The 26996-nt window shown below is 51.9% G+C and carries 25 protein-coding genes, 1 pseudogene and 1 riboswitch; of the genes and pseudogenes, 16 read left to right on the top strand and 10 right to left on the bottom strand.

The window, feature by feature from the left end; translation table 11 throughout:
• The first annotated feature begins 166 nt into the window (after positions 1–166).
• The gene (gene asnB, locus GC56T3_RS13780; protein ID WP_013146008.1) at positions 167–2074 is read left to right on the top strand and encodes an asparagine synthase (glutamine-hydrolyzing); all 1908 of its coding nucleotides are present in this window, start codon (positions 167–169) and stop codon (positions 2072–2074) included.
• A 354-nt stretch (positions 2075–2428) separates the two neighbouring features.
• On the opposite strand, the gene GC56T3_RS13775 is transcribed toward asnB, so the two are convergent.
• From GC56T3_RS13775 to GC56T3_RS13760, 4 genes are all read right to left on the bottom strand, one after another.
• Positions 2429–3493 carry a cell wall metabolism sensor histidine kinase WalK gene (locus tag GC56T3_RS13775; protein WP_011230408.1) on the bottom strand — a complete coding sequence of 355 codons (1065 nt, stop codon included), beginning with the start codon at positions 3491–3493 and terminating at the stop codon, positions 2429–2431.
• A complete protein-coding gene (locus GC56T3_RS13770) occupies positions 3490–4164 on the bottom strand; it encodes a response regulator transcription factor (protein WP_011230409.1) in 675 nt (224 codons plus the stop codon). Before GC56T3_RS13770 ends, GC56T3_RS13775 begins: the two co-directional genes overlap by 4 nt.
• A 181-nt stretch (positions 4165–4345) precedes the next feature.
• Positions 4346–5161, bottom strand: a complete 816-nt coding sequence (locus GC56T3_RS13765; RefSeq protein WP_011230410.1) for an ABC transporter permease — start codon at positions 5159–5161, stop codon at positions 4346–4348.
• On the bottom strand, positions 5158–6174 hold the full coding sequence (locus tag GC56T3_RS13760) for an ATP-binding cassette domain-containing protein (RefSeq protein ID WP_011230411.1): 1017 nt from the start codon (positions 6172–6174) through the stop codon (positions 5158–5160). The genes GC56T3_RS13765 and GC56T3_RS13760 overlap by 4 nt, the downstream gene beginning before the upstream one ends.
• Positions 6175–6382: 208 nt before the next feature.
• A riboswitch (cobalamin riboswitch) is annotated at positions 6383–6578 on the top strand.
• 54 nt (positions 6579–6632) lie between these two features.
• On the opposite strand from GC56T3_RS13760, the gene GC56T3_RS13755 reads away from it, so the two are divergent.
• From GC56T3_RS13755 to GC56T3_RS13730, 5 genes are all read left to right on the top strand, one after another.
• Positions 6633–8990 (top strand): ribonucleoside-diphosphate reductase subunit alpha, encoded by a 2358-nt coding sequence (locus GC56T3_RS13755; RefSeq protein ID WP_013146005.1) that lies wholly within the window; start codon positions 6633–6635, stop codon positions 8988–8990.
• A 113-nt stretch (positions 8991–9103) separates the two neighbouring features.
• A complete protein-coding gene (locus tag GC56T3_RS13750; protein WP_013146004.1) occupies positions 9104–10144 on the top strand; it encodes a ribonucleotide-diphosphate reductase subunit beta in 1041 nt (346 codons plus the stop codon).
• Positions 10145–10344: 200 nt separating this feature from the next.
• Complete coding sequence (locus tag GC56T3_RS18845; RefSeq protein ID WP_013146003.1) at positions 10345–11334, top strand: helix-turn-helix domain-containing protein; 990 nt, start codon at positions 10345–10347, stop codon at positions 11332–11334.
• A gap of 88 nt (positions 11335–11422) precedes the next feature.
• On the top strand, positions 11423–11953 hold the full coding sequence (locus GC56T3_RS20030) for a hypothetical protein (protein WP_013146002.1): 531 nt from the start codon (positions 11423–11425) through the stop codon (positions 11951–11953).
• 127 nt (positions 11954–12080) lie between these two features.
• Positions 12081–12953, top strand: coding sequence for a gamma-glutamylcyclotransferase (locus tag GC56T3_RS13730; protein ID WP_013146001.1), 873 nt, complete (start codon positions 12081–12083; stop codon positions 12951–12953).
• A gap of 289 nt (positions 12954–13242) precedes the next feature.
• Here GC56T3_RS13730 and GC56T3_RS13725 read toward each other — a convergent pair whose 3' ends face one another.
• The 3 genes from GC56T3_RS13725 to GC56T3_RS13720 form a co-directional block, all read right to left on the bottom strand.
• Positions 13243–13779 carry an HD domain-containing protein gene (locus GC56T3_RS13725; RefSeq protein ID WP_013146000.1) on the bottom strand — a complete coding sequence of 179 codons (537 nt, stop codon included), beginning with the start codon at positions 13777–13779 and terminating at the stop codon, positions 13243–13245.
• A 129-nt stretch (positions 13780–13908) separates the two neighbouring features.
• On the bottom strand, positions 13909–14061 hold the full coding sequence (locus tag GC56T3_RS18140; protein WP_049775753.1) for a 2Fe-2S iron-sulfur cluster-binding protein: 153 nt from the start codon (positions 14059–14061) through the stop codon (positions 13909–13911).
• A gap of 135 nt (positions 14062–14196) precedes the next feature.
• Entirely contained in the window at positions 14197–14397 is a 201-nt protein-coding gene (locus GC56T3_RS13720) for a hypothetical protein (RefSeq protein WP_227456655.1), read from the bottom strand.
• Between the two features lie 136 nt (positions 14398–14533).
• Between GC56T3_RS13720 and GC56T3_RS13715 the strand changes: the two genes are divergently transcribed.
• Positions 14534–14998 carry a hypothetical protein gene (locus GC56T3_RS13715; protein WP_011230416.1) on the top strand — a complete coding sequence of 155 codons (465 nt, stop codon included), beginning with the start codon at positions 14534–14536 and terminating at the stop codon, positions 14996–14998.
• 169 nt (positions 14999–15167) lie between these two features.
• Here the strand turns inward: GC56T3_RS13715 and GC56T3_RS13710 are convergent.
• Positions 15168–15719: pseudogene (locus GC56T3_RS13710) on the bottom strand (family 1 encapsulin nanocompartment shell protein); the annotation flags it as partial.
• 148 nt (positions 15720–15867) lie between these two features.
• Between GC56T3_RS13710 and murB the strand changes: the two are divergent.
• From murB to GC56T3_RS13670, 8 genes are all read left to right on the top strand, one after another.
• The gene (gene murB, locus GC56T3_RS13705; RefSeq protein ID WP_013145998.1) at positions 15868–16782 is read left to right on the top strand and encodes a UDP-N-acetylmuramate dehydrogenase; all 915 of its coding nucleotides are present in this window, start codon (positions 15868–15870) and stop codon (positions 16780–16782) included.
• Between the two features lie 111 nt (positions 16783–16893).
• Positions 16894–17832: a diacylglycerol kinase family protein gene (locus GC56T3_RS13700; RefSeq protein ID WP_013145997.1), complete on the top strand. Its 939-nt coding sequence runs from the start codon at positions 16894–16896 to the stop codon at positions 17830–17832.
• A gap of 551 nt (positions 17833–18383) precedes the next feature.
• Positions 18384–19127 carry a threonine/serine exporter family protein gene (locus tag GC56T3_RS13695; protein WP_013145996.1) on the top strand — a complete coding sequence of 248 codons (744 nt, stop codon included), beginning with the start codon at positions 18384–18386 and terminating at the stop codon, positions 19125–19127.
• Between the two features lie 15 nt (positions 19128–19142).
• On the top strand, positions 19143–19565 hold the full coding sequence (locus tag GC56T3_RS13690) for a threonine/serine exporter family protein (RefSeq protein ID WP_013145995.1): 423 nt from the start codon (positions 19143–19145) through the stop codon (positions 19563–19565).
• A 115-nt stretch (positions 19566–19680) separates the two neighbouring features.
• Positions 19681–20850 carry a M20 peptidase aminoacylase family protein gene (locus tag GC56T3_RS13685; RefSeq protein WP_013145994.1) on the top strand — a complete coding sequence of 390 codons (1170 nt, stop codon included), beginning with the start codon at positions 19681–19683 and terminating at the stop codon, positions 20848–20850.
• Positions 20825–21712: a GNAT family N-acetyltransferase gene (locus GC56T3_RS13680; RefSeq protein WP_013145993.1), complete on the top strand. Its 888-nt coding sequence runs from the start codon at positions 20825–20827 to the stop codon at positions 21710–21712. The genes GC56T3_RS13685 and GC56T3_RS13680 overlap by 26 nt, the downstream gene beginning before the upstream one ends.
• Positions 21661–22788 carry an o-succinylbenzoate synthase gene (gene menC, locus GC56T3_RS13675; RefSeq protein WP_013145992.1) on the top strand — a complete coding sequence of 376 codons (1128 nt, stop codon included), beginning with the start codon at positions 21661–21663 and terminating at the stop codon, positions 22786–22788. Before GC56T3_RS13680 ends, menC begins: the two co-directional genes overlap by 52 nt.
• A 26-nt stretch (positions 22789–22814) precedes the next feature.
• On the top strand, positions 22815–23309 hold the full coding sequence (locus GC56T3_RS13670) for a GNAT family N-acetyltransferase (RefSeq protein ID WP_013145991.1): 495 nt from the start codon (positions 22815–22817) through the stop codon (positions 23307–23309).
• 60 nt (positions 23310–23369) lie between these two features.
• Here GC56T3_RS13670 and GC56T3_RS13665 read toward each other — a convergent pair whose 3' ends face one another.
• The gene (locus GC56T3_RS13665) at positions 23370–24905 is read right to left on the bottom strand and encodes a cation acetate symporter (RefSeq protein ID WP_013145990.1); all 1536 of its coding nucleotides are present in this window, start codon (positions 24903–24905) and stop codon (positions 23370–23372) included.
• Entirely contained in the window at positions 24905–25246 is a 342-nt protein-coding gene (locus tag GC56T3_RS13660) for a DUF485 domain-containing protein (RefSeq protein WP_013145989.1), read from the bottom strand. Before GC56T3_RS13660 ends, GC56T3_RS13665 begins: the two co-directional genes overlap by 1 nt.
• A 320-nt stretch (positions 25247–25566) precedes the next feature.
• Here GC56T3_RS13660 and GC56T3_RS13655 point away from each other — a divergent pair, with 320 nt between their 5' ends.
• Positions 25567–26982 (top strand): amino acid permease, encoded by a 1416-nt coding sequence (locus GC56T3_RS13655; protein ID WP_013145988.1) that lies wholly within the window; start codon positions 25567–25569, stop codon positions 26980–26982.
• Positions 26983–26996 lie beyond the last annotated feature (14 nt).

Below are 26996 nucleotides of genomic sequence, written 5' to 3'. Positions count from 1 at the left end.
TTGCAAGCAGTTTTCCTGAAAAAATGGAAACAGATTGTTTTTGAAACTTGATGTTGTGTACGATAGAATGAAAGTGTCTTTGTATAAATCATTTTAGTTTTAAACAAAAAGGTTTTTGGTGTTGTTTTTGGATTCTTCTTAGCAAAGTGGGGGGACAATCATCGCCATGTGCGGTTTTATTGGCTGTATTCATGATCGCCCAAGAGCGATTGAGCAAACATGGAAAACAACGTTAGTAGAGATGAACCGCCTGATTACGCATCGCGGCCCCGACGATGAGGGGTATTTTTTTGATGACTACGTGAGTTTTGGTTTTCGGCGTTTGAGCATCATCGATCTGGAGGCGGGACATCAGCCGCTGTCTTATGAAAACGATCGATATTGGATCATTTTTAACGGGGAAATTTACAACTATATTGAATTGCGGGAAGAGCTGGCGGCGAAAGGATATTCGTTTGCGACGCATTCGGATACCGAGGTGATTGTTGCCCTTTACAGCGCGGAAAAAGAAAAAGCGGTCGAAAAGCTGCGCGGGATGTTTGCGTTTGTCATTTGGGACAAGCAAGAGAAAACGGTGTTTGCGGCGCGCGATCCGTTCGGCATTAAGCCGTTTTTTTATGCGGAGCAAGGAGACTGCACGTTTTTCGCTTCGGAAAAGAAAAGCATCTTGCTGGCCCTCAGACAGGAATCGCCAAACGGTGATTCCCTGCAGCATTATTTAACGTTCCAATATGTCCCTGAGCCGCTGACGATGTCGGCCGGCATTTACAAGCTGGAGCCGGGGCATTATCTCAAGAAAAAAGTCGGAAAACCGCTCACCATTCATCGTTATTGGAAGGCATCCTTCGAGCCCATTCGCCAATCGGAAGAGGAGCTTGTAAAGAAAATCCGCGATGCGCTGTTTGATTCGGTCAACGTCCATATGCGCAGCGATGTGCCGGTCGGTGCGTTTTTGTCGGGAGGCATTGATTCATCGTTCATCGTCGCCATCGCGAAACAATTCCATCCGCACCTGAAGACATTTTCCGTGGGGTTTGAGCGGGAAGGGTTCAGCGAAATCGATGTCGCAAAAGAAACCGCAGAGAAGCTTGGGGTAGACAACATTAGCTATGTCATCTCACCGCAGGAGTATATGGAAGAGTTGCCGAAAATTATGTGGCATATGGACGATCCGCTTGCCGATCCTGCGGCTGTGCCGCTGTATTTTGTCGCTCGTGAGGCGAGAAAGCATGTCACGGTTGTGCTTTCCGGCGAGGGGGCGGACGAGCTGTTTGGCGGCTACAACATTTACCGCGAACCAGAGTCGTTGCGGCTGTTTGCGCGCATGCCAAACATCGTAAAAGCGGTGTTGCGGGTGATCGCGAAGATGCTTCCGGACGGAATGAAAGGAAAAAGCTTTTTGGAGCGCGGAACGACGCCGCTTGAAGAACGGTATGTCGGCAATGCGAAAATCTATAGCGAAAAGGAAAAAGCGGCGTTGCTCAAAACGTACCAAGAGGGGCGCGAATATACGGCGGTGACGGCTCCTTTTTACCGCGAAACGCTCCATTACCCACCCGTCAACCGGATGCAGTATATTGATATTCATACATGGCTAAGGGGCGATATTTTAGTCAAAGCGGACAAAATGACGATGGCCCATTCGCTTGAGCTGCGCGTTCCCTTTTTAGACAAAAAGGTATTTGAGGTTGCTAGGCAAATCGCCCCTGACATGAAAACAGCCAACGGCACGACGAAATATATTTTGCGCAAAGCGGCTGAGGGCATCGTACCGGATCATGTGTTAAACCGGAAAAAATTAGGGTTTCCCGTGCCGATTCGCCACTGGCTGAAAAACGAAATGTATGACTGGGCGAGACAGCTCATCAACGAAAGCGAAACCGATCATCTGTTCCATAAGGACGTGCTCTATCGGCTGCTGGATGAACATGCCCGCCACAAGGCGGATCATAGCCGCAAGCTGTGGACGGTCTTGGCGTTTATGGTTTGGCATCAAGTCTATGTGGAAAAGAAGTACGATTTTGCTCCATCCGCACAAAGCGAGAAGCGGCCAGCGTCTGTTTTGGAGGCGTAGCAGGGAAACGAACGATGAAGCGTCCCGGGGCTCAGCCGGGACGTTTGTTCATCTCTTGATTGAAAGAGGCTGACTTTCAAGTGAAGGAATTCAGCCCGTTTTGATATTCGAAACAGGAACCCATTGTTTTAGAGGGTGGTGAAAAACCATGATTTCCTTGAACATGGTCTGTTTTTTTGTTCAGACAAAAAACGATTTCGTAAGGTTTCACCATTTTAGAAATCCTCCCGCTCAACCAAAGTTTTCTATTCCATCACAACCTTCTAGATGACGAGAGCAATGTCGCGAAATGGGCGTTTCACCAAAAGGAAGAACATGCTGCTCGTTTGTTTTTGTCATAGGGAATGGAGAGGGCTAAGAAACCGGGCCATGAACGGGGAGTTCCACCGTAAAAGTCGCTCCTTCTCCCGGCTGGCTCTGCACGGAGATGATTCCATGATGGATATCGACAATCTTCTTGGCGATCGACAACCCGAGCCCGCTACCCCCTGCGGCGCGATGGCGGGATTTATCGGCCTTATAAAATCGTTCAAAAATGCGGAGCTGGTCATGTTCGTTGATTCCTGGCCCTGTATCGGAAACGGTGACGATGGCTTGTTCACCGCGGCGTTGTAGCTGGATGGTGATGGTTCCCCCTTTCGGTGTAAATTTAATCGCATTATGGATCAAGTTCAGCCATACTTGGCTAAGCAAATCTTCATCGGCTGTAATGATGACTTTCTCAAACAGGACACACATGTTCAATTCTTTTTCCGCCCACTGTGGCTCGCAGTGAAGAATGAGTGTTTGCAGCTGTGTGTCCAAGCGATAGGATGTGGGATGAAACGGGTAGTGATCGGAGTCTAACATCGCCAACCGCAGCAAATTCTCACTTAACTTCGACAAACGGACGCACTCCGTTTCAATAATGTCGAGATAATGCAACCGCTGTTCACGGCTTAGGTCCTCGTTTTTGAGCGCTCGGGCGAACCCGCGGATCGATGTGAGCGGAGAGCCGATCTCATGAGACACATTAGAAATAAATTCTTGCCGCATTTCTTCCATGGCCTGCAAATTCGCGGCCATGTCGTTAATGCGTGTCACGAGTTCGGCAAACGGATGATTCCGTCCGCCCCAGTCAGCCTGGAGATTTACTCGAAAATCGCCTTTGGCGATTCGATTAATGGCATCTATTAAGTGTTGCCAAAATACTTTTTCGCGCTTTCGCAAAAAAGGACTGATCGCGCTCATAGTCATCCCGAACAGCAAAAAGCCGAGGATCGATGAAATGATTTGACGAACGAGCGGGTGCGGCCGCCAAGCGAATTGGGTGTAGAGCGCTTCTGTGATGAAATATGCCGCAGTCCAAAAGAGAGAGACGATGGACATTACAGCGATAACCGTCAAGATGGATTTAAGCACAAATCGCAATCGTTTCATGACTGTGCCTCCAACCGATAGCCGAGCCCGCGAATCGTGCGGATGGAAAATGGAGAATCTGGTTGGGCAAACCGTTCGCGCAATCGTTTGATATGCACATCCACTGTTCGTTCATCCCCATCATAATCGTAGCCCCAGATCTGTTCAATCAACTCGTCGCGTGTAAACGTTTTGCCCGGATAGCTGGCCAATTTAAAAAGCAGTTCAAATTCTTTCGGCGGCAAGAAGATCTCTTGGTCTCCCAAACGGCATTCGTACGTCTTGCGGTTTAACGATAAACGGCCTATTTGTACGATTTGCGATGTAGCGATTCGATACCGTTTGAGCAATGCTTTGACCCGGGCGACGAGCTCAAGTGGGTCGAACGGTTTGACAAGATAATCGTCCGCCCCGAGCTCGAATCCTTTCACCTTCTGTCTTGTTTCCCCTTTGGCCGTCAACATTAAAATGGGGACATCGTCGTAGTCGCGCAGTTCGCGACATAGCTCCCAACCATCCATTTCCGGCATCATAATATCCATAATGACCAAATCCACTTTCACTGTTTCCAATACGTCAAGTGCTTCTTTTCCGTTAGCCGCCTCATGGATTGTAAATCCTTCTAAGTTTAAAAAGTGGCTGACGAGTTCGCGGATATGCGCGTCATCATCGACGATTAAAATTCGTGTCATCGTCATCCCCTTTCATTGTCCTTTCATGCTATTTTCCATTGTGTCGCTTTTGCTTGGCCTTCGTCAATGTTGAAGCTGGTTCGTTTATAATTTCGTCGTGACAGCAGATAATGAAACGATGGGTTTGATTTTTAATATTCATTGGAGAAGCGGGGATGCTCATCGCGGACATCCCCAGTGGTTATGCGCGGCGCATATAGACACGAACGGTGATCGGAGCAAAGATCGCAACAATGGCTGCCGCGCCGAGCAAGGAGAGGACGAAATCGGTGCCTATCGTTCCGTGATTCGTCAACTCGCGGACGGCCGCGATCATATGGGAAATGGGATTGACTTTGGCAATCCATTGTAGCCAATCGGGCATCGTCTTGACCGGCACGAACGCATTCGATACAAACATCAGTGGGAACAACGCCAGCATGGAGATTCCCTGTACAGCGGCCGCATGACGGGCAATGACGCCGAAGAAGGCAAAGATCCAGCTGACGGCCCACGCGCATCCAATGGCGAAAACGCCCGCAAGCGCCACACTGGCGATCCCTCCTTCCGGACGGTAGCCGATAAGAAATCCCATGACAAACGTCAGGGTGGTGGCGATGACATAGCGGACTACATCGGCTAATAACGCCCCAGCCAACGGAGCGATGCGGGCGATCGGCAGCGATTTAAAGCGGTCGAACACGCCTTTATCCATATCATCGCGAAGTTGAACTCCTGAAGTGACGGAAGCCCCGATCAACGTTTGGATGAGAATGCCGGGAATGATCATGGGCAAGTAGTTATGAACATTCCCCGCGATGGCTCCACCAAAGATGTAGGTAAACATCAAGGTGAAGATAATCGGCTGAAAAGTGACGTCAAATAATTGTTCGGGTGTGCGCCGCACCTTCAACAAACCACGATAGGCCATCGTCAGCGAATTTCGTACAGCTTGGGAAACGCTTGTACGGTTTTTCTGTTGGCGTTTGACCTCCAATTGAGGAGACACTGGTTTCATCTCATCGCTTCCTCCCTTACATCATTGGATTCATCTGCACGTTTTTCCACTCCATGGCCGGTAATGGTCAGAAAGACCTCATCGAGGGTTGGTTTTTGCACACTTAACTCGGTTAAGTGGATGCCCTCTTGACGCAAAGCGACAAGCAGGTCCGTCACATGGTCTGGATCGGCCATCGGCGCCGTGATGTTCCCGGTTTCTAAGGATACCGTCGGCCGAACATGGAGAACGCGCTCAATGATGCGCTTGGCCGTTTCGATCTCTCCAGGATGTTGCAGCTTGACTTGCAATGACGATTGACCGATGGACGCCTTGAGTTCATCGGGTGTCCCTTCAGCGACGACTCGGCCGTGATCAATTACGGCGATGCGGTCTGCCAATTCGTCCGCTTCTTGTAAATATTGGGTTGTCAGCAGCACCGTTGTTCCCATATTCACCAAGCGCCGGATCGTTTCCCACATTTGATTGCGCGTGCGCGGGTCGAGTCCGGTGGTCGGTTCGTCAAGAAAAATGAGCGGCGGCTGGGCAATGAGGCTGGCGGCGAGATCCAGACGCCGGCGCATACCGCCAGAGAAATGTTTCAATGGGCGCTTGGCTGCTTCTGTCAAACCAAATTCCTCCAATAATTCGCTTGTTTTTCGCCTTGCTTCTGTTCGGCTCAGTCCCAGAAGCCTAGAAAAGATCATTAGATTCTCTGTTGCGCTGAGCGTTTCGTCAACAGAGGCGTATTGACCGGTGACACCAATCAATTGCCGGACGACTTGCGGTTGTTTGACGACGTCGTACCCAAAAATTTGGGCGGAACCGGCGTCCGGGCGCAATAACGTCGCTAACATTCGGATTGTCGTTGTCTTGCCGGCTCCATTGGGGCCCAGCACACCATAGATGGTGCCCGCGCGCACACGCAAATTGAGACCGTCCACGGCCCGGTGGTCGCCAAAGGTTTTCACCAATTCGTGTGTTTCCACTGCCCACTCTTGATGGGCGGGTGAGATTTGGGGTCTGTATCCCATTTTGTGTCCCCCTCCTTCGTATGATTCTCGTACATGGTGAATCGTAGCATGCTTTTATGAACAGAATGTGAACAACGGAATGATTTTTTGAGGAAGAGAAAATTTGATTCGCCCACTCTTGCAATTCTCCCGGTTTTGGTATATGCTTGTTCCATCAGGATGATCATCTACTATATATTGTTTTGTTCTATTTTTTAAACAACTATATATCGTTGCGCCAAGCAATGGTGTCCATCAGGACTTAATAGGGAATCCGGTGTGAATCCGGAACTGCCCCCGCAACTGTATGTGCGGACGAAATGGGATGGCCACTGGCGGCAAGAGCCATTCGGCGCGCCGCTGGGAAGGCCCCAAAGTAGGACGATGCACGAGTCAGGAGACCTGCCTTGCTTGGAACGTTTCATGTTCTTCGGGGTGTGAGAAGATGAAACGATAGGGGAAAAGAAAAAGGGTTTCGTATGCCTTTTTTCCGTCTGTCGTTTCATCCGCTCGCCTGCCCGAGCGGATTTTTTATTGAAGGAGTGGGGAAACGAATGACCGCATTGACGAAAATGATCATCATCGATGACCAAGGGAAGCCGGTTTCTTTTTCACGTGAAGAGTTTGCGTCGCTGATTGGGCAAGCCGCCGCTGGATTCGGCCGTCTGTCGCTTGATGAATACGTCGAGCGTGTTTGGCAGCTTCTCAGTCGAAAGGAGTCCGTCACGGTAGAACAGCTGCACCAAACGGCTATTTTGGAAGGACTTTCTTACATTGATGAAGATGAGCCGGACTGGACATTTGTGTGCGCCCGGCTGTATTTGCGGCAATTGTACCGTGAAGCGGCGCGGCAGCGTGGGTATGACGAGCGCGAGCGGTATGGCGATTTCTACTCGCTGCTTGTTGCGCTGACAGAACAAGGGGTGTACAGCCCGTTCTTGCTTGAACGTTATACGAAAGAAGAAATTGATGCCATCGGTGCGTTTCTTGATCCGGAGAAGGACAAGCTGTTTACGTACATCGGGCTGCGCACGCTCGCTGACCGGTATTTGGCCCGCGATTATGAGCGGCGGCTGTATGAATTGCCGCAGGAGCGGTTTTTGGTCATCGCCATGACGCTAATGGCGAATGAACCACCTAAGCGGCGCCTTGAGCTCGTGAAGGAAGCGTATTGGGCGTTAAGCAACTTATACATGACCGTGGCGACGCCGACGCTTGCCAATGCCGGGAAGTCATACGGCCAGCTGTCGAGCTGCTTTGTCGACACGGTCGATGACAGCTTGCAAGGGATTTATGACAGCAACACCGACATCGCCAATTTGTCGAAATCGGGCGGCGGCATCGGCGTCTATTTAGGCAAAATCCGTTCGCGCGGCAGCGACATCAAAGGGTTTAAAGGGGTCTCCTCCGGCGTCATCCCGTGGATGAAGCAGTTGAACAATACAGCGGTGAGCGTCGATCAGTTGGGACAGCGAAAAGGGGCCATTTCCGTCTATTTGGATGTATGGCATAAAGACATTTTTGCGTTTCTCGATGCGCGGCTCAACAACGGTGACGAACGGCTGCGGACGCATGATTTGTTCACCGGCGTTTGCATCCCTGATTTGTTCATGGAGCAAGTCGAACAGCGCGGCGACTGGTATTTGTTTGATCCGCATGAAGTGCGGAAGGTGATGGGGTTTAGCTTGGAAGATTTTTATGATGAGGAAAAAGGGTGCGGGAGTTTCCGCGAGAAATACTGGCAATGCGTCAACGAACCAAGGCTGTCGAAAGAAAAAGTGCCGGCGATCGAAGTGATGAAAAGCATCATGCGCAGCCAGCTCGAGTCGGGGACGCCGTTTATGTTTTACCGCGATGAAGTGAACCGGCAAAATCCGAATCGCCATCTCGGGATGATCTACTGCAGCAACCTTTGCACGGAAATCGCGCAAAACCAAAGCCCAACGGTGATGAAGCGGCAATATGTAAAAGACGGGATGATCATCATCGAAAAAATACCAGGCGATTTTGTCGTCTGCAATTTATCGTCGATCAACTTGGCGCGGGCGGTGACCGATGGGGTTTTGGCGCGGCTCATCCCGATTCAAATGCGGATGCTCGATAATGTCATTGATTTAAACAATATTCCGGTGCTGCAGGCCGGCCTGACGAACGAAAAATACCGCGCTGTCGGGCTTGGAACCTTTGGCTGGCATCATCTTTTGGCGTTAAAAGGCATTCGCTGGGAGTCGGAGGAAGCGGTCCGCTATGCCGACGAGCTGTATGAAACGATCGCGTATTTGGCGATTCAAGCGAGCATGGAGCTCGCCAAAGAGAAAGGGAGCTACCCGGCGTTTCCGGGGTCGGACTGGCAGACGGGCGCTTATTTTGAGCGGCGCGGCTACGAAAGCCACGGTGAACTCGATTGGGATCGGCTGAAGCAAGATGTGGCCCGCTACGGGATGCGCAACGGCTATATCATGGCCATCGCCCCGAACGCATCGACGTCGATCATCGCTGGCAGCACGGCGAGCATTGATCCCATTTTCTTAAAAGTATACGCCGAGGAAAAGAAAGATTATAAGATTCCCGTTACGGTGCCGGATTTAAACGAACAGACGACATGGTATTACAAATCGGCGTACCATATCGACCAACGTTGGAGCATCAAGCAAAACGCCGCCCGCCAGCGCCATATCGACCAAGCCATCTCCTTTAACTTCTACGTCATGAACACGATTAAGGCAAAAGAGTTGCTCGATTTGCATTTGACGGCGTGGAAGTCGGGGTTGAAAACGACGTATTACGTGCGTTCGACATCGGGGACGATCGAAGAGTGCGATTCTTGCGCGAGCTGACCAAGGGGCGCAACAAACGCCTTTGGTCGGGCTTTCCCTTCCTTGTGCGGGAGGGGCGTCCGCGGTTGGTCGCGCATCACGATACTTGAAAGAGAAAGGAAGGAATCGACACAATGACGATCAGCTTAGTCAAACGGCCGATTATGGATCCAGAGGCGCCGAACCGTTCGACGGGCATCATCAACGGCCGCTGCTCGAATGTGTTGAACTGGGACGATATCGCCTACCCATGGGCGTATGCGAAATATAAGCGAATGCTCGCCAACTTTTGGACGCCGTTTGAAATCAATATGTCGCAAGATGTGAAGCAGTTTCCGCAGCTGACCGACCGCGAGCAGGATGCGTTTTTGAAAATCATCGGACTCTTGGCGCTGCTTGACAGCATCCAAACCGACTACGCTGGGCGCGTCGCTGATTACATTACGGACCCGAGCATCAATGCGCTCATGATCATGCTCGCCCAGCAGGAAGTCATTCACAACCATTCCTATTCGTACGTGCTCTCGAGCCTTGTGCCGAAAGCGAAGCAAGATGAAGTATTCGACTTTTGGCGGAACGAACCGACGCTGCGCAAGCGGAACGATTTTGTGACGAACGGCTACAAGGCGTTTGCGGAAGAGCCGAATGTGGAAAACTTGTTGCGCTCCATCGTTTTTGACGTCATTTTAGAAGGACTGTTTTTCTACTCAGGGTTTGCGTTCTTCTACAACCTTGCGCGCCAGCAAAAAATGGTGGCGACGAGCACGATGATCAATTACATCAACCGCGACGAGCACATTCATGTTGATTTGTTTGCGAAAATTTTCAAAGAAGTGTTGAACGAATACCCGGAGTATCGGACGCCGGAGCTTTCCGATTTTGTCCGTGAAACGTTTACGAAAGCGGCTGAGCTGGAAATCGAATGGGCCGGGGAAATCATCGGGAATGACATCGATGGCATCGACTTGGCTGATTTGGAAGCGTACATTAAGTTTTACGCCAACGTCCGCGCTCATCAGCTCGGTTTTGACCGCCCGTTTGACGGCTATCGGACGAACCCGCTCCGCTGGATTAAAGCGTATGAAGAAGTCGACCTCGGCAAATCAGACTTCTTCGAGCAAAAACCGCGCCAATATACGAAAGTGCAAGTGGATAATGGGTTTGATGAGCTGTAAGGAAAACCGCGTTGGGGCATCGTCCAACGCGGTTTTTTGCCGGAAAACATGATTAACGGAGGGATTCTCGCTGCATTATACAATGGGGAAGAGAAAAGGAAAAGAGATGTTGCGGCTTGTTGTCGGACGGTAGGCTTGGGCGCCTTACCTTGGTATAATGAGAAAAAACTTGCTTTTGAATGCGAAAGGGGACGGGAGAAGTGGGGAAAAAACAGGAAATCGAACGGCTGCGCGAGCAATTGAATCAGTGGCTCGTCGAAGAGGAGCACGATGACGATGATCAATGGCTGAGACGGGGAGAAGTGATTTTCCAACGTTTCTCTCAGTTGGAGCCGGAAAATACGAAGTTGAAGATATGGTTTGCGCAACTGTTGCGCGATTACGGCCGCGATATCAAATTAAGGAAAGAAAATTATCGAAAGGCTCGGAAATTGTTTGAACAAGCTCTCCGGTTTGACCCGGGCGATCCGGTTTGCCGCTACCATTGGGGGCATCTCGAGCTGTATGACGGGCGTTGGAAGGAGGCGATTCGTCAATTCCAGCTCGTTTTGCAGTCAACAAGCAAACACCTTGAACCGTACCATTATATTCGCGCGCTCTGTTCAAGCGCCATCGCCTATAACCAGCTTGGCGACCCGGAAACGGCGCTTCGCTTGCTCGATGAAGCGAAGAAAAAGGACAGCGAACGTTTGTACCGCACGGAAATTGACAACGTCCGTTTGCAAGTGAATGTGCGAAAAAAAACGGACGTGGAGGAAGAGGATCCTCAGTTTCTATTAATCGAAAAAAATAAACATTCCTATATTACATACGAAGAAGCTTGCAAATTGGCTGAGGAAGACGATCAGTATGTCATTTTGGATATGCGGAGAGGCGCTGTGTTGCACGGCCCTTGCGATTCGGTTGAATTGTCCGATCGACTCGTCAAATTGCTTCAATGTTTGCTGAAGGTGGCGCCGAACGTCAAAGAACACGATGCCATCCGGACGGAAGTTTGGGGGGATGGGGGCGATGTGAGGGACGACGTCGTGAAAAAAATGATGAATAAGTTGCGGAAAAAATTGAAACCGTGTTTTTCCAAACCCGTGACGGAGATTATTGTCAATGTAAGGGGAAGGGGATATCGTTGGGAATGCGAGATTCCTTACCGCATTATTGTTTCCCGGGATGATTATGAATATATCATCTGAGAAACACCCATGGAAATGGTCACCATGCAGGTGACCATTTTTTTGTATGATGCCATTGTAATGAACAAAACCGAAGGAGGGGTTCGCAATGGCGACATTGACGGCACAATTGTTGATTGGAAAGGGGCATCCGCACCACGGCGGCATTAACCCGACTCATTATCTGTTTTTATCGGAGAACAGCGCACCGGCATGGATTTTAGTCCCGAAAAATCTTTTCTCGTCTAAACACGCGAAACCGTTCAAGAAAAAAGTGTGGATTCCGACGCTTGAGCATATGCTCGAGGACGGACTGCTCATGATGGCGTACTATGTCCTCAATGACCCCGTTATCCAAGAAAAGGCAAGACCGTTCATTGAAGCGAAAGAGAGCGGGCGTTTTCAATTGTATGAGGACATTGACATGAACAGCCTTCGTGAGCTGCATGCACTCTGCCGACAGATAGACACCGACTATAAAGTGGCGTTCACCATTTTTGATGATTCCTCGCTGAACGGCCATTTGGATGTGCTGAAACAATACAAGATGGATATGGAAGTTTGCCTTTCTCGCTATCATCGCTATTGGAATGTGTGGGCCAATCGAACGGTGGAAAGAGGAAGCTGGCCGATCCGTTGACGGTGCTGTTCCCCGGGCAGAATGGCTGCCTGCCATGCCCGGGAGACTTTCCAACCTTTTTGTTGCTAGCGATCTATCAATGAAAGACCATCAAATTATGTATCTCAAGTATAGAGGAGGAACAAAAATGGAAACGATCAACATATTTGTATACGGAACACTTCGGCAAGGTGGGCACAATCACCGGCTGATTGCCCAGTATGTGCAGTCCGCACACAAGGCAACGGTAAAAGGGATGCTGTTTCATTTGCCATACGGCTATCCGGCCATGGTGGACGGAAGAGGAACGGTGCACGGCGAAGTGTTCGAACTCAGTGATCCGGAAACGGCGCTTGCCATACTCGACCAGCTTGAGGGGTATCGCGGTCCGGAGCAGCCTAACCATTATGAACGGATCACCGTGACCGCCATAGATGCTGATGGCGAGAAGTACACGTGTTACACGTACGTGTACCCATCAGAACGAAAAGAGTGGCTTGAGCAACACGCCGAACAAGTTTTTGGAGGTGATTGGATGGTGTTTCTCCATTCCAAAGATGAAGTGATGTACTTTGCCTATGGCTCTTGCATGAGAGAACGCGATTTTCGCCGCACTGTCCCGCATTTTGAGGTGATGGGCCGAGCGGTGCTTGACGATCACCGGTTGGCGTTCACCCGGTATTCTCGCGGTCGGCAAGGAGGGGTCGCAGATATCGTCCCTTCTCCGGGCGACCGGGTCGAAGGCGTGCTGTACAAAATTCCGGCGCGCTATGTGACGGAACTTGATTGGCGCGAGGGCGTCCCAGCCGGCGTGCACCGTCGTGAATACGTCGATGTGCAGTGTAACGGACAGCTTGTTTCCGCCCTCACGTACGTTGTCGTCGAGAAACAGTTGGATGAAATCGCGCCAAGCGAATCGTACGCTTCGATTATTCTTGATGAAGGGGCATCTCTTTTAAGCACGCATTACACCGAGCGGGTGCGGCGTCATATTGAACATTTACGGAGAAGAGAGCGGTAAGTGCAGGAAAACGGTGCGTTGCGGCGGTGCTCCAAGGCTTGCCGTTTTTTTTTTTTTTTGGGAAGAACGGCAGCGGGCGTTTTGGCGGGACAGATGGTGCCAAGCAGTCTTAAAGCGTGAGTGGACGATGAGGATATAAGAGGGCATTCGATGGTGTGTATCGTTCTGTGTCGCTGGCGCGCGAGCAGCCCACCTGATGAAAGGGTGAGCTGTTTCCGTTCAGAGCATACATTGTTCGTGGCGATGTTTCGCGTCTGTTCAAGGGGAATGGCGACATCAAGGCAAGCGGTCAAACAATATCCCCGAGCCGCTCTTTTCCGTGCTGACGGCTGACGAGTTCGTCGAGCTGGCGGATTTTTTTCCACGCTAAGTCGTCGCTGATCGTTCGATAATGGTGGCGGCCGCCGGGCTCCTCGTCGGCTTCGTCGGCCCATTTGACGATGGCTTGAAGCGGCGTTCGTTTCCATTCTCCTTCTGGAAGGTAGGAATCGGTATGAAGCAAAATCGCCAGGGCAATTTCCTTAGCGTTTTGCGGATGTTCGCCAAGGCGGATCAGCAGCTTATGGGCGCGCTCGGCCCCTTTGATGGCATGGATGTCGTTTTGCCGGTATTGTTCGTAGTCCCAACGGCCGTTTTTGTACCATGTGTAATGGCCGATATCATGAAGCAGTGCCGCTTTTGTCGCCAAGTCGACGTTCACTCCGTGGCGGAGGGCAAGGTGGTAGGCATGGTACGCCGCGGTGATGGCGTGGGCGAGGCCGGATCGTTTTAAATATTTTTGCGCAATCGGATGGGCAAAGACGTCGGTTAAGGTGACCGTTCTCATAGGCATCCCCTCCGTTTTTTGTATTTCTCACCATCATACCATGGCGTAAAGAGTCAGGCAATGAGAGAAAGTAGGTGGGAGCGGTTGCATGGGAAAAAATAAGCCGATCGTGCTAAAATAGCGCTCGGCTTATTGGATTTGTGCTTGGCAGGCAAGCCGTTTGGCTGGTTGATCCGTTTTTTCGCGCTCGCGCCGCGTTTTCGGAGCGAGAAGGTGAGCGCCGGCCAGAACGGTGACCATGCAACGGCCACACGTTCCTTTTTTGCATTTGTGATCGAGCAGAACACCTTGTCCTAGAAGGCCGGTGAAAAACGGCTGTCACGAGCAAATCAGCGGCATTTCGCCAAAAAAGAAGGCTGATTTCGCAAGGTTTTTCTAATTGAGAAATAGCTGGAACTAGCAGTATTTTGTACTAAATCACCAGCCTCCTAGGGCGGCGTCAAGAAGCGAAACGCCGGGGGCTGGCTGCACGGTGAACGTTTTCCCTTTTTGTTCGATTTGAATGACAGACGGCCGCACGGCGGACGGCCCATCGGGCTTAGGCGGCGCGGCAGAAATGGGGCGCTCCGATGACCGGACGGCAGGCTTCAGTGAGCCGACCGTGAATGTTTTACCCATTTTTTTACACATCTCCTTTAAATTACATGGTTAGTTTGAAAATGAATCTCATTTACATCCGAGTGAATGATTGGTATCATAATAGTAAAAGGAATTGCGAAAACGCCATCTTGGCTAGGGACAAGGGGGAGACACCATGGGCATTCCGATGAACGGACTGCGCGATATGAAAGCGATTTTGGCCAACGAGCGAAAAGTCGGCGGCGCGGTGGAAGCGGCGCTTCTCCGCCTCCGTTCCGGCGAAGAATATCGAAACGTCTGCATCGTTCATATCGATCAACTAGGCGCCCAATACTATTCGGTCGGTTTTGTGACCGAACAAGGGGAACGGCTCATCGTCAACGTTCATGACATCAGCGTCATCTCTGCGCCTGAACATAAAAAAATTCGTGAGCTGAACAACGCCGCTTATAAACGGGAAGCCATCAACAACAAGCGGCGCTATTTAAAACGCCTCTTTGAGATTTATGAAGGCAGTTATACCGTTCATTTTTGGCGGGAAGCGAAAATGATTATCGATGACATCGGTGTTGAGGCGCTCAGCCCCGAATTGTCGCTGCTCGTCTCCAACGTTCAAGGACAAACGGCCCGCACCGCTTAATGGGAAAATCAAGAAACCGCCCGGCGATCTCCCCTATCGTCCGGGCGCGTTTTCGTTAAAGGGAATTTGCTGTGCCTCGTTTTCATGGCGCGGATCGCTGGCCATATGCCGTTCTTGCTGTTTGATGGCAAGGGAAGCCCGCGTGCCGCTTCTCCGGATCAGGCGCTGCTCATGCTGACTCGTTCGGATCCTCGAGCGTGCAGATGGCGCTTGGACGTTTGATGCGCGGTACGACGGACTCATAGACGCGGAATAGGTAGTTCATATTTTCTGTGTCTAAAAACGCAGTTTGCATGTCGGCCGCGACAGCGAGGTCGATGTTTTGCCGGCCGGTGTCAATGACGACGCCGCGTTTGCCTTTAATGACCGGAGTTTGGTAAATGCCGGCGGTCATCAGCTCGCGGATGTGCTCAATTTCAAGCACGTGCGTTCCTTCATGGACGCGGTGGATCAACGCATACAATTCCGGCGACAAGACGAGCGCGTATGGGCCGGTATGGCCGAGCTGAAGCAGCTTGTTGCGTGCTTCGACGACGTCAGTAAAGGCGTTGCCCGATTTCATCCAATCGCTGCGAATGTGGGCGATTTTTCCTTTGACGTTCATAATGCCCGGCACATCAAATTCAGTTGAACCATTGAAAATCAAATCGTCCTCGAGCAGCGCGCACTGCTGGGCGGCGTTGGCGGCGGCGGAAAAGTCGATCGGGCTGCCGAGCTGTTTTCGAACGTCACCTTTTCTCCTGGTCCGGAATAAAACAGAATAAGGAACATTGCCCACTTGATATGCGACGCGATTCCAGCGATAATGGAAACGATGTGGAATGAATGCCGCCAAGCGGCACGGAAGAAGTAAAGAAGGTGACAGAACGATGGAACATGCGGAACAGATTTATCAAAGACTCGTAGAGATTTGTGGAGAACGAAATGTCCTTCGCGATGAGCCGATGAAAAACCATACACTGGTGCGGATCGGCGGCAAGGCCGATTTTCTCGTCTGGCCGGAGACGTACGAGCAGGTCATTGAGGTGTTGCGGTTGAAAGAAGAGTACGGCCTGCCGTTTACGCTTCTTGGCAACGGTTCGAACGTCATCATCCGCGATGGCGGGCTGCGCGGCATTGTCATGCAGCTTAGGCATTTAAACCGCATTTGGCGTGAAGGAAACAACGTGATCGCACAAAGCGGGGCGGATATTAAAGCGGTGTCGCGGTTTGCGTTGGAACAGCACCTCACCGGGTTGGAGTTTGCCTGCGGCATTCCGGGATCGGTCGGCGGGGCGATTATGATGAACGCCGGAGCGTACGGCGGTGAAGTGAAAGATGTGCTTGACCATGTCAAAGTGGCGACGCTCTCCGGTGAGTTGAAAACGCTGAAAAACGAGGAGCTGGAGCTTGGATATCGAACAAGCATTATCAGCCGGACGCATGATATTGTGCTTGAAGTCGTCTTTGCGCTCCGGCCGGGCGACTATGCACAAATCAAGGCGAAAATGGATGATTTAACATTTCAGCGCGAATCGAAACAGCCGCTTGAGTATCCGTCGGTCGGAAGCGTGTTTAAGCGTCCGCCGGGCTATTTTGCCGGCAAGCTCATCCAAGACAGCGGCCTTCAGGGAAAAGGATTCGGCGGTGCGGAAGTGTCGACGAAGCATGCAGGATTCATTATTAACAAAAACAATGCGACCGCTGCCGATTACATTGCGACGATCGAAATGGTGCGCAAAACAGTGAAAGAAAAATTCGGGGTCGATCTGGAATTAGAAGTCAAAATTATTGGCGAGGAATGACGGAGGGATCCGAATCCGGTTTGCGGGTTCGGATTTTTCTCATTTCGACGAGAGGAAAAATGAAACAAACCGCAAATAGGTAAGAAAAGGGGTTATGAATGGGGGAAGAGGATGAACCTTTATTTCATTATCAATCCAGCCGCCAAAAACGGCCGGTCCGTGTCCATTTGGAAGCAGCTGCAACCGCTGCTGGATCGGGAAGGAATCGCCTATCAGGCATATTGGACGAGCCGAAAGGGAGAAGGAAAGGAAATCGCCCGACGAATCGGCGAGGAAAGCGTCGAGCCGACGGTGATTGCGGCGGTCGGGGGCGATGGGACCGTGCATGAAGTGGTGAACGGAGCGGGTTCGTTTCCGCACGTTGCGATTGGCTGCATCCCCGCCGGAACGGGAAACGACTTTGTCCGCGGTTTCCGTCTTGCCCGAAAACCGAAACAGGCGCTCCAACGGCTGTTGAGTGACGTTCGATCCGGCAAGGATTTGGCTTTCGATCTCGGCCGTTTTGCCAGCAGCGCCGTGCCCGACGGCGTGTTTGCCAACAGCATCGGCTGCGGTTTTGACGCCCATATCGCCCGCATGGCCAACCGTTCAAAATGGAAAGGGAGGCTGAATCGTTTTGGACTCGGTTCGTTCATTTATGTGTTTTATTTAGTAAGAGAGTTGTTTCGCTATCAACCGGTTGACCTTGATATTTGTGTGGATGGACAGAATTATTCGTTTTTGAAGGCCTGGCTGGCAACGGCTTCGAATCACCCATACTACGGTGGGGGAATGCGCATCGCTCCGTCCGTCCGGGCCGATGACGGCTTGCTTCATGTGACGGTCGTCGGGCCGATGCCGCGTTGGAAAATTCTTGCGCTGTTTTTAACCGTATTTTGGGGCGGGCATGTACGAATGAAAGAAGTTTGCGTGTTTACTGGTCGGAACGTGCGCATCCGCCCTGCCGCTCCTGTCCTGATCCACGCGGATGGCGAGGATGCAGGAGAAGGGGAAGTATTCGCTTGGATTGAGCCGGGGCGTTTGCGGGTCATTGGCGTGAAAACGAGGTGAGTGATTCACTCGTATACTGCCGCAGAGGCATTTTGGAAGAGGGAAAAAAGGAACGGCCGCGCTGCATAGTCAAAGGAAGAGGCTGTTTCCAGCGTGTTTTGGAAACAGCCATTGCTTAAACTTATTTTCCATTTTTTTTCTCATTGTCTTGTTTTCCATGGGCCGGCGAATGGTCGTTTTTCACCTGCGGTTTGGCTGTTTGTTTCCAAGGTTGTGAAACAGAGACAGAGGAGCGGAACGCTGCTTGCTGCTTCGCTATAACGATTTCGCCGTTGGCGCGCCTTTTTTCGACTGTAGAGGCGCGAAAAATCAGGCGAAAGAAGCAGAAAAATAGGAAAGAAAGGGAAACGGTGAGATTCCCTTCACGGTTTGGCGGTCAGCCGCCTATTTGATATAATGGAAACAAGTTTGGCAAAGACGATATCCAAGGCGGCTCCTGCCAATCCGTTTGGTGGGAGTTTGTTTTTGCGATGAGCGCCTAGTGGGGCTAACGGGATAAGGGTGCACCGGCCAATGCCATGCCGGGCGAAAACGAAAGGAGCAAACCGGTCATGACGGAGCGGGTGGATGACATTGTTGATGTTTGTTTATTAGCGGGAAAATTGATGCTTGAAAGCGGTGGGGAGACGTACCGGGTGGAAGATACGATGGGGCGCATCGCCGCTTCGTTCGGTGTTTCCCGCTCTCACAGCTATGTGACCCCAACGGGCATTATGTTTTCCGTTGAGGGAACGAATGTAACAAGGTTTATTCGCATTTCCGAGCGTTCGACCGATTTATCCAAGGTGGCGCTTGTCAATCACATTTCCCGCCGCATCAGCAGCGGCGAACTGTCGCTCGACGGAGCGCGCAAAGAACTGGAACGCGTTCAGCAGCAGCCACTCGGTTATCCGCTTTGGCAGCAAACTGCTGCCGCAGCGGCGGCGAGCGCTTGTTTTGCCTCGCTGTTAGGCGGCATGAATCATTTTCTCCCTTCCCTTCTTTCTGGTGGAATGGCGTTTTGGTGTTTTGAAATGATGCATCGGTTCGTGAAAATCCGGTTCTTCGCTGAATTTTTTGCCGCTTTTGTCGCCGGTGGGATCGTGCTGTTGATGGAAAGGGCCGGATTTGTCGGAGACGTAGGAAACACGATGATTGGCTCGGTGATGCCGCTCGTGCCGGGGCTGGCGATTACCAATGCGGTGCGCGATTTAATGGCCGGCCATTTGATCGCCGGTTTGTCGCGCGGTGCTGAGGCGTTTTTAACCGCGTTTGCGATCGGCACCGGCATTGCCTTTATTTTATCGATTCGTTAGCAGGGAGTACCGATAATGATTGTGCAGCTGTTGCTTAGCTTTGTGGCGTCATCGCTGTTTGGCGTCATTTTCAATATTCCGAAACGATTGCTGCCGCACAGCGGATTTGTCGGCATGAGCGGCTGGGCGATGTATATGGCCGCCGCCCGGTCGGGGATGGACGGTGTCGCCGCCACGTTTGCAGCGGCGTTTTTCGTCGCTTTTTTAAGCAACGGGTTCGCCCGCCGCTATCGAACGCCGGCGACGATTTTTATCGTCTCTGGCATTATTCCCCTTGTGCCGGGCGGAACAGCGTTTGAGGCAATGCGCCATGTTGTCATGAACGATTACAATGCGGCGATTTCACTAGCGGCAAAAGCGTTCATGATTTCTGGGGCGATTGCGATGGGGCTCATTTTTTCTGAGGTCGTCAACCAACTGGTAAAGCGCCGCCCTTAACTGCGTGTAGTTGTTTTTTCCAATCATTTGCCTATCGTTGTATTTATTTGCTTGAATATTATAATGGATATAACGATGTTTTTTCTATCGACTTCAACCAGCGGGGGAGAGCGGGATGAAAGAAATTGTTCAGCAGATGAAAGCGGAGCTATGGGAGATTTTCGATCACCTTCATCGCCATCCAGAAATCAGTTGGGAAGAGTGGCAAACGACTGAATTTCTCCGCCGAGAGTTGGAGCGCGAAGGGTATCGGGTGCGGACGTTTGCCGATTGCCCGGGTGTGGTGGCGGAAATCGGCGCCGGGCCGTTTACGGTTGGGGTGCGCAGCGATATGGACGCCCTTTGGCAAGAAGTGAACGGCGTTTGGCAGCCGAACCATGCGTGCGGGCATGATGCCCACATGACGATCGTGCTCGGGGTGGCGAAACTGCTTCGCCGCATCGGCTATGAGCCGCCGGGGACGCTGCGGTTTTTGTTCCAGCCGGCTGAGGAAAAAGGCACGGGGGCGCTGAAGATGATCGAAAAAGGAGCGGCTGATGGCCTAACGTTTTTGTACGGCGTTCATTTGCGCCCAATTCAAGAGGTAAAAGGCGGTTATGCGTCTCCGGCGATCATTCACGGAGCGGCGCAATGCATCGAGGGGCGGATTCGCGGCGTGGCGGCGCATGCCGCGCGGCCGCATTTAGGCGTCAACGTCATTGAAGTCGGCAGCGCCATCGTGCAGGAGCTCGGCAAAATTCATATCGATCCACAAGTGCCAGCGTCGATCAAAATGACGAAGTTTCACGCCGGTGAAAAAGATGCGAACACGATCCCGGACTACGCGGAATTTGCCCTTGATTTGCGGGCGCAAACGAACGAGGCGATGGAGCGGCTCGTCGAGGGGCTGCGCCATGTGATCAACGGGGTCGCTGCGATTTACGGAGCTGATATTGAGCTTGTTGAGCGGACGCGCATCGTCGCCGCTGATCCTGATCCAGATGCTGTGCGGCTGATGGAGGAGGCGATTATCACGACTTTGGGGACGGAAAAATGCGTTCCGCCGGTCGTGACGTCGGGAGGAGAGGATTTCCATTTTTATTCCTTTAAAAAACCGGAGCTGAAAACAACGATGCTCGGATTGGGCTGCGACTTGCGTCCAGGGCTCCATCACCCGAACATGACGTTCCGGCGCGATGATTTGCTTTCCGGCGTGGAAATTTTGGCGCGGGTTGTGATGAACACGTTTGCGACGTTTGCGCCGCAGGGGGAGAACGAGCGTGCCTCTGTCGCTGCAAATCATTGAGACGATCGAACAGTTGAAAGAGATGGCCAGGCTTGAGGAGGAGATTTGGAAAACGGCGCCGGTTCCGCTCCATCAAACGCTGACGGCGGCGAAAAACGGGGGCATTATCATCGGGGCGTATGCGGACGGGAAGCTTGTCGGCTTTGTCTACAGCTTTCCTGGGTTTCGAAATGGGGAAGTGTATCTTTGTTCCCATATGATGGGGATTGCTGAATCGTTTCGTGATCGTGGCCTCGGCTATCGCTTGAAAATGAAACAGGCGGAAGAAGCGCGGCGGCGCGGTTATCGAGTCATCCGCTGGACGTATGACCCGTTGCAAAGCCGCAACGGCTATTTGAACTTGGCGAAGCTTGGGGCCCTTGGCGTCGAGTATGTGGAAAACTGCTACGGCGAAATGAATGACGCGTTGAACGGTCAACTTCCGTCCGACCGCTTCATTGTCGAATGGCGGCTTGATGAGCGTCCGACCGGGGAGCGGAGCTTGGCTAAAGCTGATCTTCTCAAGGCCAGAAGTCTGACGGTGCTCGAGGCAAGTCAAAGGGCTGACGGCCTGTTGCGCCCGGTGCCGAGAGACATCGATGAAACAGCGGCGCCGTTGCTGTTGACTGCTGTTCCACTTGACTTTCCGCAGCTGAAAGAGCGGGATTTCGCGCTGGCGCTTGAGTGGCGGCTGGCGACACGCGCGCTGTTTCAGCGGCTGCTTGCGGAAGGATGGATTGTCTTCGATGCTTGGCGCCGCCTGGAGGAAGGGGTGCTTTATTACATATGGAAGCGGCGGAGTGAACGATGGCAGCAGAAAGGGGAAGAGGAATGGCGATCAACATCGAGTACGTCATATTGCGCCATTTGCAAATGGAGTTGAAGGCGCCGTTTACAACGAGCTTCGGCACGTTTCAAACGAAAGAGTTTATTTTAGTGGAAGCCGTGGATTGCGACGGCGTTTCCGGCTGGGGCGAATCGGTCGCGTTTTCCGCCCCGTGGTACAGCGAGGAAACGGTGAAAACGAACTGGCATATGCTTGAAGAGTTTCTCGTGCCGCTCTTGTTTTCGAAGCCGCTTAGGCATCCAGCGGAATTGCCAGAGCGCTTTGCCGCCATCCGCCAAAACAACATGGCGAAAGCGGCGCTTGAGGGAGCGGTATGGGATTTGTACGCCAAGCGGCTCGGCGTCCCGCTTTGTCAAGCTCTCGGGGGAACGAAAAAAGAAATTGAAGTCGGCGTCAGCATCGGCATCCAGCCGACGGTTGCCGATCTGCTCCAGGTGATGGAACGGTATGTGGCGCAAGGGTACCGGCGGATCAAAGTGAAGATCAAACCGGGATGGGATGTTGATGTCATTCGCGACGTGCGGCGCGCGTTTCCCGACGTGCCGCTCATGGCGGATGCCAATTCGGCGTATACGTTCGCTGACGCCAAGCGGCTTCAGGCGCTCGATGAATTTGGGCTGATGATGATCGAACAGCCGCTCGCCGCTGACGATCTTGTCGATCACGCCCGGCTACAGCCGCTTCTTCAGACGCCGATTTGCCTTGATGAAAGCATTCGTTCCTATGACGATGCGCGCAAGGCGCTTGACCTTGGCAGCTGCCGCATCATCAACATCAAAATCGGGCGCGTCGGCGGGCTTTGGGAGGCGAAGCGCATCCACGATCTTTGCGCTGAGCGCGGCGTTTCGGTCTGGTGCGGGGGGATGCTGGAAGCAGGGGTCGGGCGCGCCCACAATATCGCGATCACGACGTTGGAAAACTTCGCGCTTCCCGGCGACACCGCCGCGTCGTCCCATTATTGGGAGCGGGATATTATCACACCGGAAGTCGAGGTGCAAGGCGGCTTGATCCGCGTGCCGAACGCCCCGGGCATCGGCTATGAAGTCGACCGCCGCCAAGTGGAGCGGTATACGCAGTTTGCGAAGGTGTTTCATCGTACGGCGACGGCATAAAGGATGATAAAAGGGAGAAAGAAAAAATGATGATAAGACCGATTGAAGTTCGCGATGCGGAAAATTTCTTGGAGTTGTGCAAAAAAATTGATGAATCTGGTTTTATGTTATTTGAGCCTGGCGAACGGCAAACAACGGTTGAACAACAAAGTAAATCGATTGAAAGAATGTTGTTTGAACCGAATAAAATGATCTTTGTTGCTGAAACTGAAAACAAGCTTGTCGGGTTCCTTGCTGTCATAGGAGGCGATGTAAAACGAAATCGACATTCTGCCAATGTTGTTTTGGGAGTTCTTGAAGACTATCAAGGACAGGGCATTGCCACTAAACTATTCAACAAAGCGTTTGAGTGGGCAAAGGAAGTTGGAATTTCGAGATTAGGACTTACGGTCATGAAAGGGAACGATAAGGCGTTCAACTTATATAGGAAGATGGGGTTCGTATTAGAAGGCGAGAGGGTTCAATCGTTAAGAGTGAATGGGGAATTTGTCAATGAATATTACCTATACAAACTGTTATAATGCTAATTGGGGCTGGTCCAAAACGTGCTCGCGTTTTGGGCCAGCCCCTTCTTCGTAGCGTTATACGCGCCCGATCCCGGTGTTCGCTTTGACGACAATTTCCGTATATTTCTTTTCGTCCGCTTTTTTCGACGAGACGAGCGTGCCGACGATGGCGCCGACAAAGCCGAGCGGAATCGAGATGATGCCCGGGTTGGCGAGCTTAAAGAGCGGTTCGCCGACGAAAATGGCGGCACCTGGCTGCGGCGACCAGACGTTCGGGCTGAAGAAGACGAGCACTAAGGCGCTGATCAGACCGACAAGCATCCCCGTAATCGCTCCAGTCGTGTTAAAGCGGCGCCAGAAAATGGTGAATACGATCGTCGGCAAGTTGGCGCTTGCGGCGACCGCAAATGCCAGTGATACAAGGAACGCGACGTTCATTTTTTGCGCGAACAGCGCCAACAAAATCGATAATACGGAAACGCCGACCGACGCCCAGCGGGCGGCGAGCATTTGTTCTTTTTCCGTCGCTTGGCCGCGCCGCAAAATATGGCTGTAAAAGTCATGGGCAAACGCCGAAGCGGCTGACAGAACAAGCCCGGCGACAACGGCCAAAATGGTCGCAAACGCTACGGCAGAGACGAAAGCGAACAAGAAATCTCCGCCAAGGGCTTCTGCCAACAGCGGGGCAGCCATATTGCCGGCCGGGTTGGCGGCGACGATTTTGTCATAGCCGACGAACGCGGCGGCGCCAAACCCTAAAAAGATCGTCATGACGTAGAAAAGCCCAATGATCCATGTTGCATAAACGACCGATTTGCGCGCAGTCGGGGCGTCTTTGACCGTAAAGAAGCGGATTAAAATGTGCGGCAGCCCGGCCGTCCCCAACACGAGCGCCAAGTTTAAGGAAATCGTATCGAGCGGGTCTTTAAACTTGTTGCCCGGGTTTAAAAACGCTTCGCCAAGCGGTGTCGCGGTTTTGACTTCATGGAACATTTTGGCGATGCTGAAATCGAATTTAGCAAAGACGATGATGGAAATGATAAACGTACCGACCATCAATAAGACGGCTTTGACGATTTGCACCCAGCTCGTTGCCGTCATGCCGCCGAAGACGACGTACACCGTCATCAAAACGCCGACGATCAAGACAGAATAAACGTAGTCTAGACCCAACAGAAGCTTGATGAGGCCGCCGGCGCCGACGAGCTGGGCGATCATATAGAAGATCGAGATGGCGATCGTATTTAACGCCGCGACGCCGCGCACTTTCTTATCATCAAAACGGGCGGCGATCATATCGGCCATCGTGTATTTGCCGAGGTTGCGAAGCGGCTCGGCAACGATGTACAAGACGACAAGATAAGCGACAAGGAAGCCGATGCTGTAAAAGAAACCGTCAAATCCCGTCAGCGCGATCATGCCGGCAATGCCGAGAAAAGAGGCGGCGGACATATAGTCGCCGGCGATGGCGAGCCCGTTTTGCCAGCCGGTGAGGCTGCTGTCAGCGGTGTAAAATTCGCTCGTTGTTTTCGTGCGCTTGGAGGCGTAGTACGTAATGACGAGCGTCAAGGCGACGATGATGAGAAAGAGGAAAAAGGCCAACCCGTGCATTAGGCGTTTCCTCCTTCCTTCGCTTCTTGCTTCACTTGCTCGACGATGGCATCAAATTGTGCTGCGCGTTTCGAATAAAGGATGCATAAGGCCCATGTCATGATAAATTGCGCAAAGGCAAACAGCCAAGCCCAGCTGACCGGCCCGACCGCCGGCGCATTCAACGCTTTCGAGTAGGACGTCAACACCGGAAGAGCGAAGTAAAAGACGGAGAAAAAGATGGTTGCCGGGATGATAAACCGCTTCTTCGCCTGAATGAGTTCGCGAAACGAAGCGGATTGGGCGATGGCTTCATAGTTGATGCCTCCCTGTCCGGCCAACGATTCCTTTTTCACTGCCATCGTGATCCCTCCTTGTTTGTATTAAAGCGTTTTCAAAAAGAGTAATGGAATGTTCTTCCGCAAGCGGCGGATGTGAATCCCCCTTTCTTGACACAAATTTGTCACACATTCATTATACGTTTATCTGAAAAGTTTGTAAATTGATATTTTTTATTATTTTTAAAAACTATTTTTTGCTTTGCCGCACAAAACGGAAAAAATTTTTTGCTGTTTTTCTTATTTTCGCACTTTACAAAAAAACAAGGATCATGTAGAATGACAACTGTATTCGACAATAAAATTCAACAATTTTCTACAAAAAACGACAAGGGGAGACATCTATGAATTTGTTTCGTAAAAAACCGATTCAGTTGCTCATGAAAGAATCGGGGGCAAAAGGAGCCTCGCTGCGAAAAGAGTTAGGCGCATTTGATTTAACGATGCTCGGCATCGGCGCCATTATCGGGACAGGCATTTTCGTCTTGACTGGGGTGGCGGCGGCGGAACATGCTGGTCCGGCTCTCGTTCTTTCGTTCGTTTTGTCTGGGTTGGCGTGTGTGTTTGCGGCGCTTTGCTACGCAGAATTTGCCTCAACTGTGCCAGTGTCGGGGAGCGCTTACACTTACAGCTATGCCACGTTTGGTGAGCTCATCGCTTGGATTTTGGGATGGGATTTGATTTTGGAATACGGGGTTGCTTCGTCGGCGGTCGCCGTCGGTTGGTCCGGCTATTTCCAGGGGTTGCTTTCCGGTTTTGGCATCGAACTGCCAAAGGCGCTGACGAGTGCGTATGATCCGGCGAAAGGAACGTTCATCGATTTGCCAGCGATTATCATCGTCCTGTTCATTACGTTTTTGTTGAATTTAGGGGCGAAAAAATCGGCTCGTTTTAATGCGGTGATCGTTGCCATTAAAGTGGCGGTCGTGCTGCTCTTTTTGGCGGTCGGTGTTTGGTACGTCAAACCGGAAAACTGGACGCCGTTTATGCCGTATGGCTTCTCTGGCGTAGCGACCGGCGCGGCGACGGTGTTTTTCGCTTACATTGGCTTTGATGCGGTGTCGACGGCGGCGGAGGAAGTGCGCAATCCGCAGCGCGATATGCCAATTGGCATCATCGTCTCGTTGCTTGTGTGCACATTGTTGTATATCGCGGTTTCGCTCGTATTGACAGGCATCGTTCCGTACGAGCAGCTCAACGTGAAAAACCCAGTGGCGTTTGCGTTAAACTATATCCACCAAGACTGGGTGGCGGGCTTTATTTCGCTCGGGGCGATCGCCGGCATTACGACCGTGCTCCTTGTGATGATGTATGGGCAGACGCGTCTTTTCTACGCCATCAGCCGCGACGGTTTGCTGCCGAAAGTGTTTGCTCGCATCAGCCCGACGCGCCAAGTGCCGTATGTCAATACGTGGCTGACGGGAGCGGCTGTAGCGGTATTCGCCGGCATCATTCCGCTCAACAAATTGGCGGAACTGACGAACATCGGCACGCTCTTTGCCTTTATCACCGTCTCGATCGGCGTGTTGGTGTTGCGTAAAACGCAGCCGGACTTAAAGCGGGCATTCCGCGTTCCGTTTGTCCCAGTCATCCCGATTTTGGCTGTCTTATTCTGCGGCTACCTCGTTCTTCAGCTTCCGGCGACGACATGGATCGGTTTTGTCTCGTGGCTGCTGATCGGTTTAGTGATTTACTTTATCTACGGCCGCAAGCATAGTGAGCTGAATGAAATGGCACGGACGGAAGAAAAGGCCGGATGAGCGGCCAAACAATG

Origin of the sequence: Geobacillus sp. C56-T3 (assembly GCF_000092445.1) — a bacterium.
Taxonomy (GTDB): domain Bacteria; phylum Bacillota; class Bacilli; order Bacillales; family Anoxybacillaceae; genus Geobacillus; species Geobacillus thermoleovorans.
The sequence above is the reverse complement of the archived record's forward strand: the minus strand, read 5'-3'. Positions and strand labels throughout refer to the sequence as shown.

What these genes read in the sequence shown, in the direction of transcription:
- asnB (WP_013146008.1), top strand. Translation starts at nt 167, where the DNA reads ATGTGCGGTTTTATTGGCTGTATTCATGATCGCCCAAGAGCGATTGAG.
- GC56T3_RS13775 (WP_011230408.1), bottom strand. Translation starts at nt 3,493, where the DNA reads ATGAAACGATTGCGATTTGTGCTTAAATCCATCTTGACGGTTATCGCT.
- GC56T3_RS13770 (WP_011230409.1), bottom strand. Translation starts at nt 4,164, where the DNA reads ATGACACGAATTTTAATCGTCGATGATGACGCGCATATCCGCGAACTC.
- GC56T3_RS13765 (WP_011230410.1), bottom strand. Translation starts at nt 5,161, where the DNA reads ATGAAACCAGTGTCTCCTCAATTGGAGGTCAAACGCCAACAGAAAAAC.
- GC56T3_RS13760 (WP_011230411.1), bottom strand. Translation starts at nt 6,174, where the DNA reads ATGGGATACAGACCCCAAATCTCACCCGCCCATCAAGAGTGGGCAGTG.
- GC56T3_RS13755 (WP_013146005.1), top strand. Translation starts at nt 6,633, where the DNA reads ATGCCTTTTTTCCGTCTGTCGTTTCATCCGCTCGCCTGCCCGAGCGGA.
- GC56T3_RS13750 (WP_013146004.1), top strand. Translation starts at nt 9,104, where the DNA reads ATGACGATCAGCTTAGTCAAACGGCCGATTATGGATCCAGAGGCGCCG.
- GC56T3_RS20030 (WP_013146002.1), top strand. Translation starts at nt 11,423, where the DNA reads ATGGCGACATTGACGGCACAATTGTTGATTGGAAAGGGGCATCCGCAC.
- GC56T3_RS13730 (WP_013146001.1), top strand. Translation starts at nt 12,081, where the DNA reads ATGGAAACGATCAACATATTTGTATACGGAACACTTCGGCAAGGTGGG.
- GC56T3_RS13725 (WP_013146000.1), bottom strand. Translation starts at nt 13,779, where the DNA reads ATGAGAACGGTCACCTTAACCGACGTCTTTGCCCATCCGATTGCGCAA.
- GC56T3_RS13720 (WP_227456655.1), bottom strand. Translation starts at nt 14,397, where the DNA reads ATGGGTAAAACATTCACGGTCGGCTCACTGAAGCCTGCCGTCCGGTCA.
- GC56T3_RS13715 (WP_011230416.1), top strand. Translation starts at nt 14,534, where the DNA reads ATGGGCATTCCGATGAACGGACTGCGCGATATGAAAGCGATTTTGGCC.
- murB (WP_013145998.1), top strand. Translation starts at nt 15,868, where the DNA reads ATGGAACATGCGGAACAGATTTATCAAAGACTCGTAGAGATTTGTGGA.
- GC56T3_RS13700 (WP_013145997.1), top strand. Translation starts at nt 16,894, where the DNA reads ATGAACCTTTATTTCATTATCAATCCAGCCGCCAAAAACGGCCGGTCC.
- GC56T3_RS13695 (WP_013145996.1), top strand. Translation starts at nt 18,384, where the DNA reads ATGACGGAGCGGGTGGATGACATTGTTGATGTTTGTTTATTAGCGGGA.
- GC56T3_RS13690 (WP_013145995.1), top strand. Translation starts at nt 19,143, where the DNA reads ATGATTGTGCAGCTGTTGCTTAGCTTTGTGGCGTCATCGCTGTTTGGC.
- GC56T3_RS13685 (WP_013145994.1), top strand. Translation starts at nt 19,681, where the DNA reads ATGAAAGAAATTGTTCAGCAGATGAAAGCGGAGCTATGGGAGATTTTC.
- menC (WP_013145992.1), top strand. Translation starts at nt 21,661, where the DNA reads ATGGCGATCAACATCGAGTACGTCATATTGCGCCATTTGCAAATGGAG.
- GC56T3_RS13670 (WP_013145991.1), top strand. Translation starts at nt 22,815, where the DNA reads ATGATGATAAGACCGATTGAAGTTCGCGATGCGGAAAATTTCTTGGAG.
- GC56T3_RS13665 (WP_013145990.1), bottom strand. Translation starts at nt 24,905, where the DNA reads ATGCACGGGTTGGCCTTTTTCCTCTTTCTCATCATCGTCGCCTTGACG.
- GC56T3_RS13660 (WP_013145989.1), bottom strand. Translation starts at nt 25,246, where the DNA reads ATGGCAGTGAAAAAGGAATCGTTGGCCGGACAGGGAGGCATCAACTAT.
- GC56T3_RS13655 (WP_013145988.1), top strand. Translation starts at nt 25,567, where the DNA reads ATGAATTTGTTTCGTAAAAAACCGATTCAGTTGCTCATGAAAGAATCG.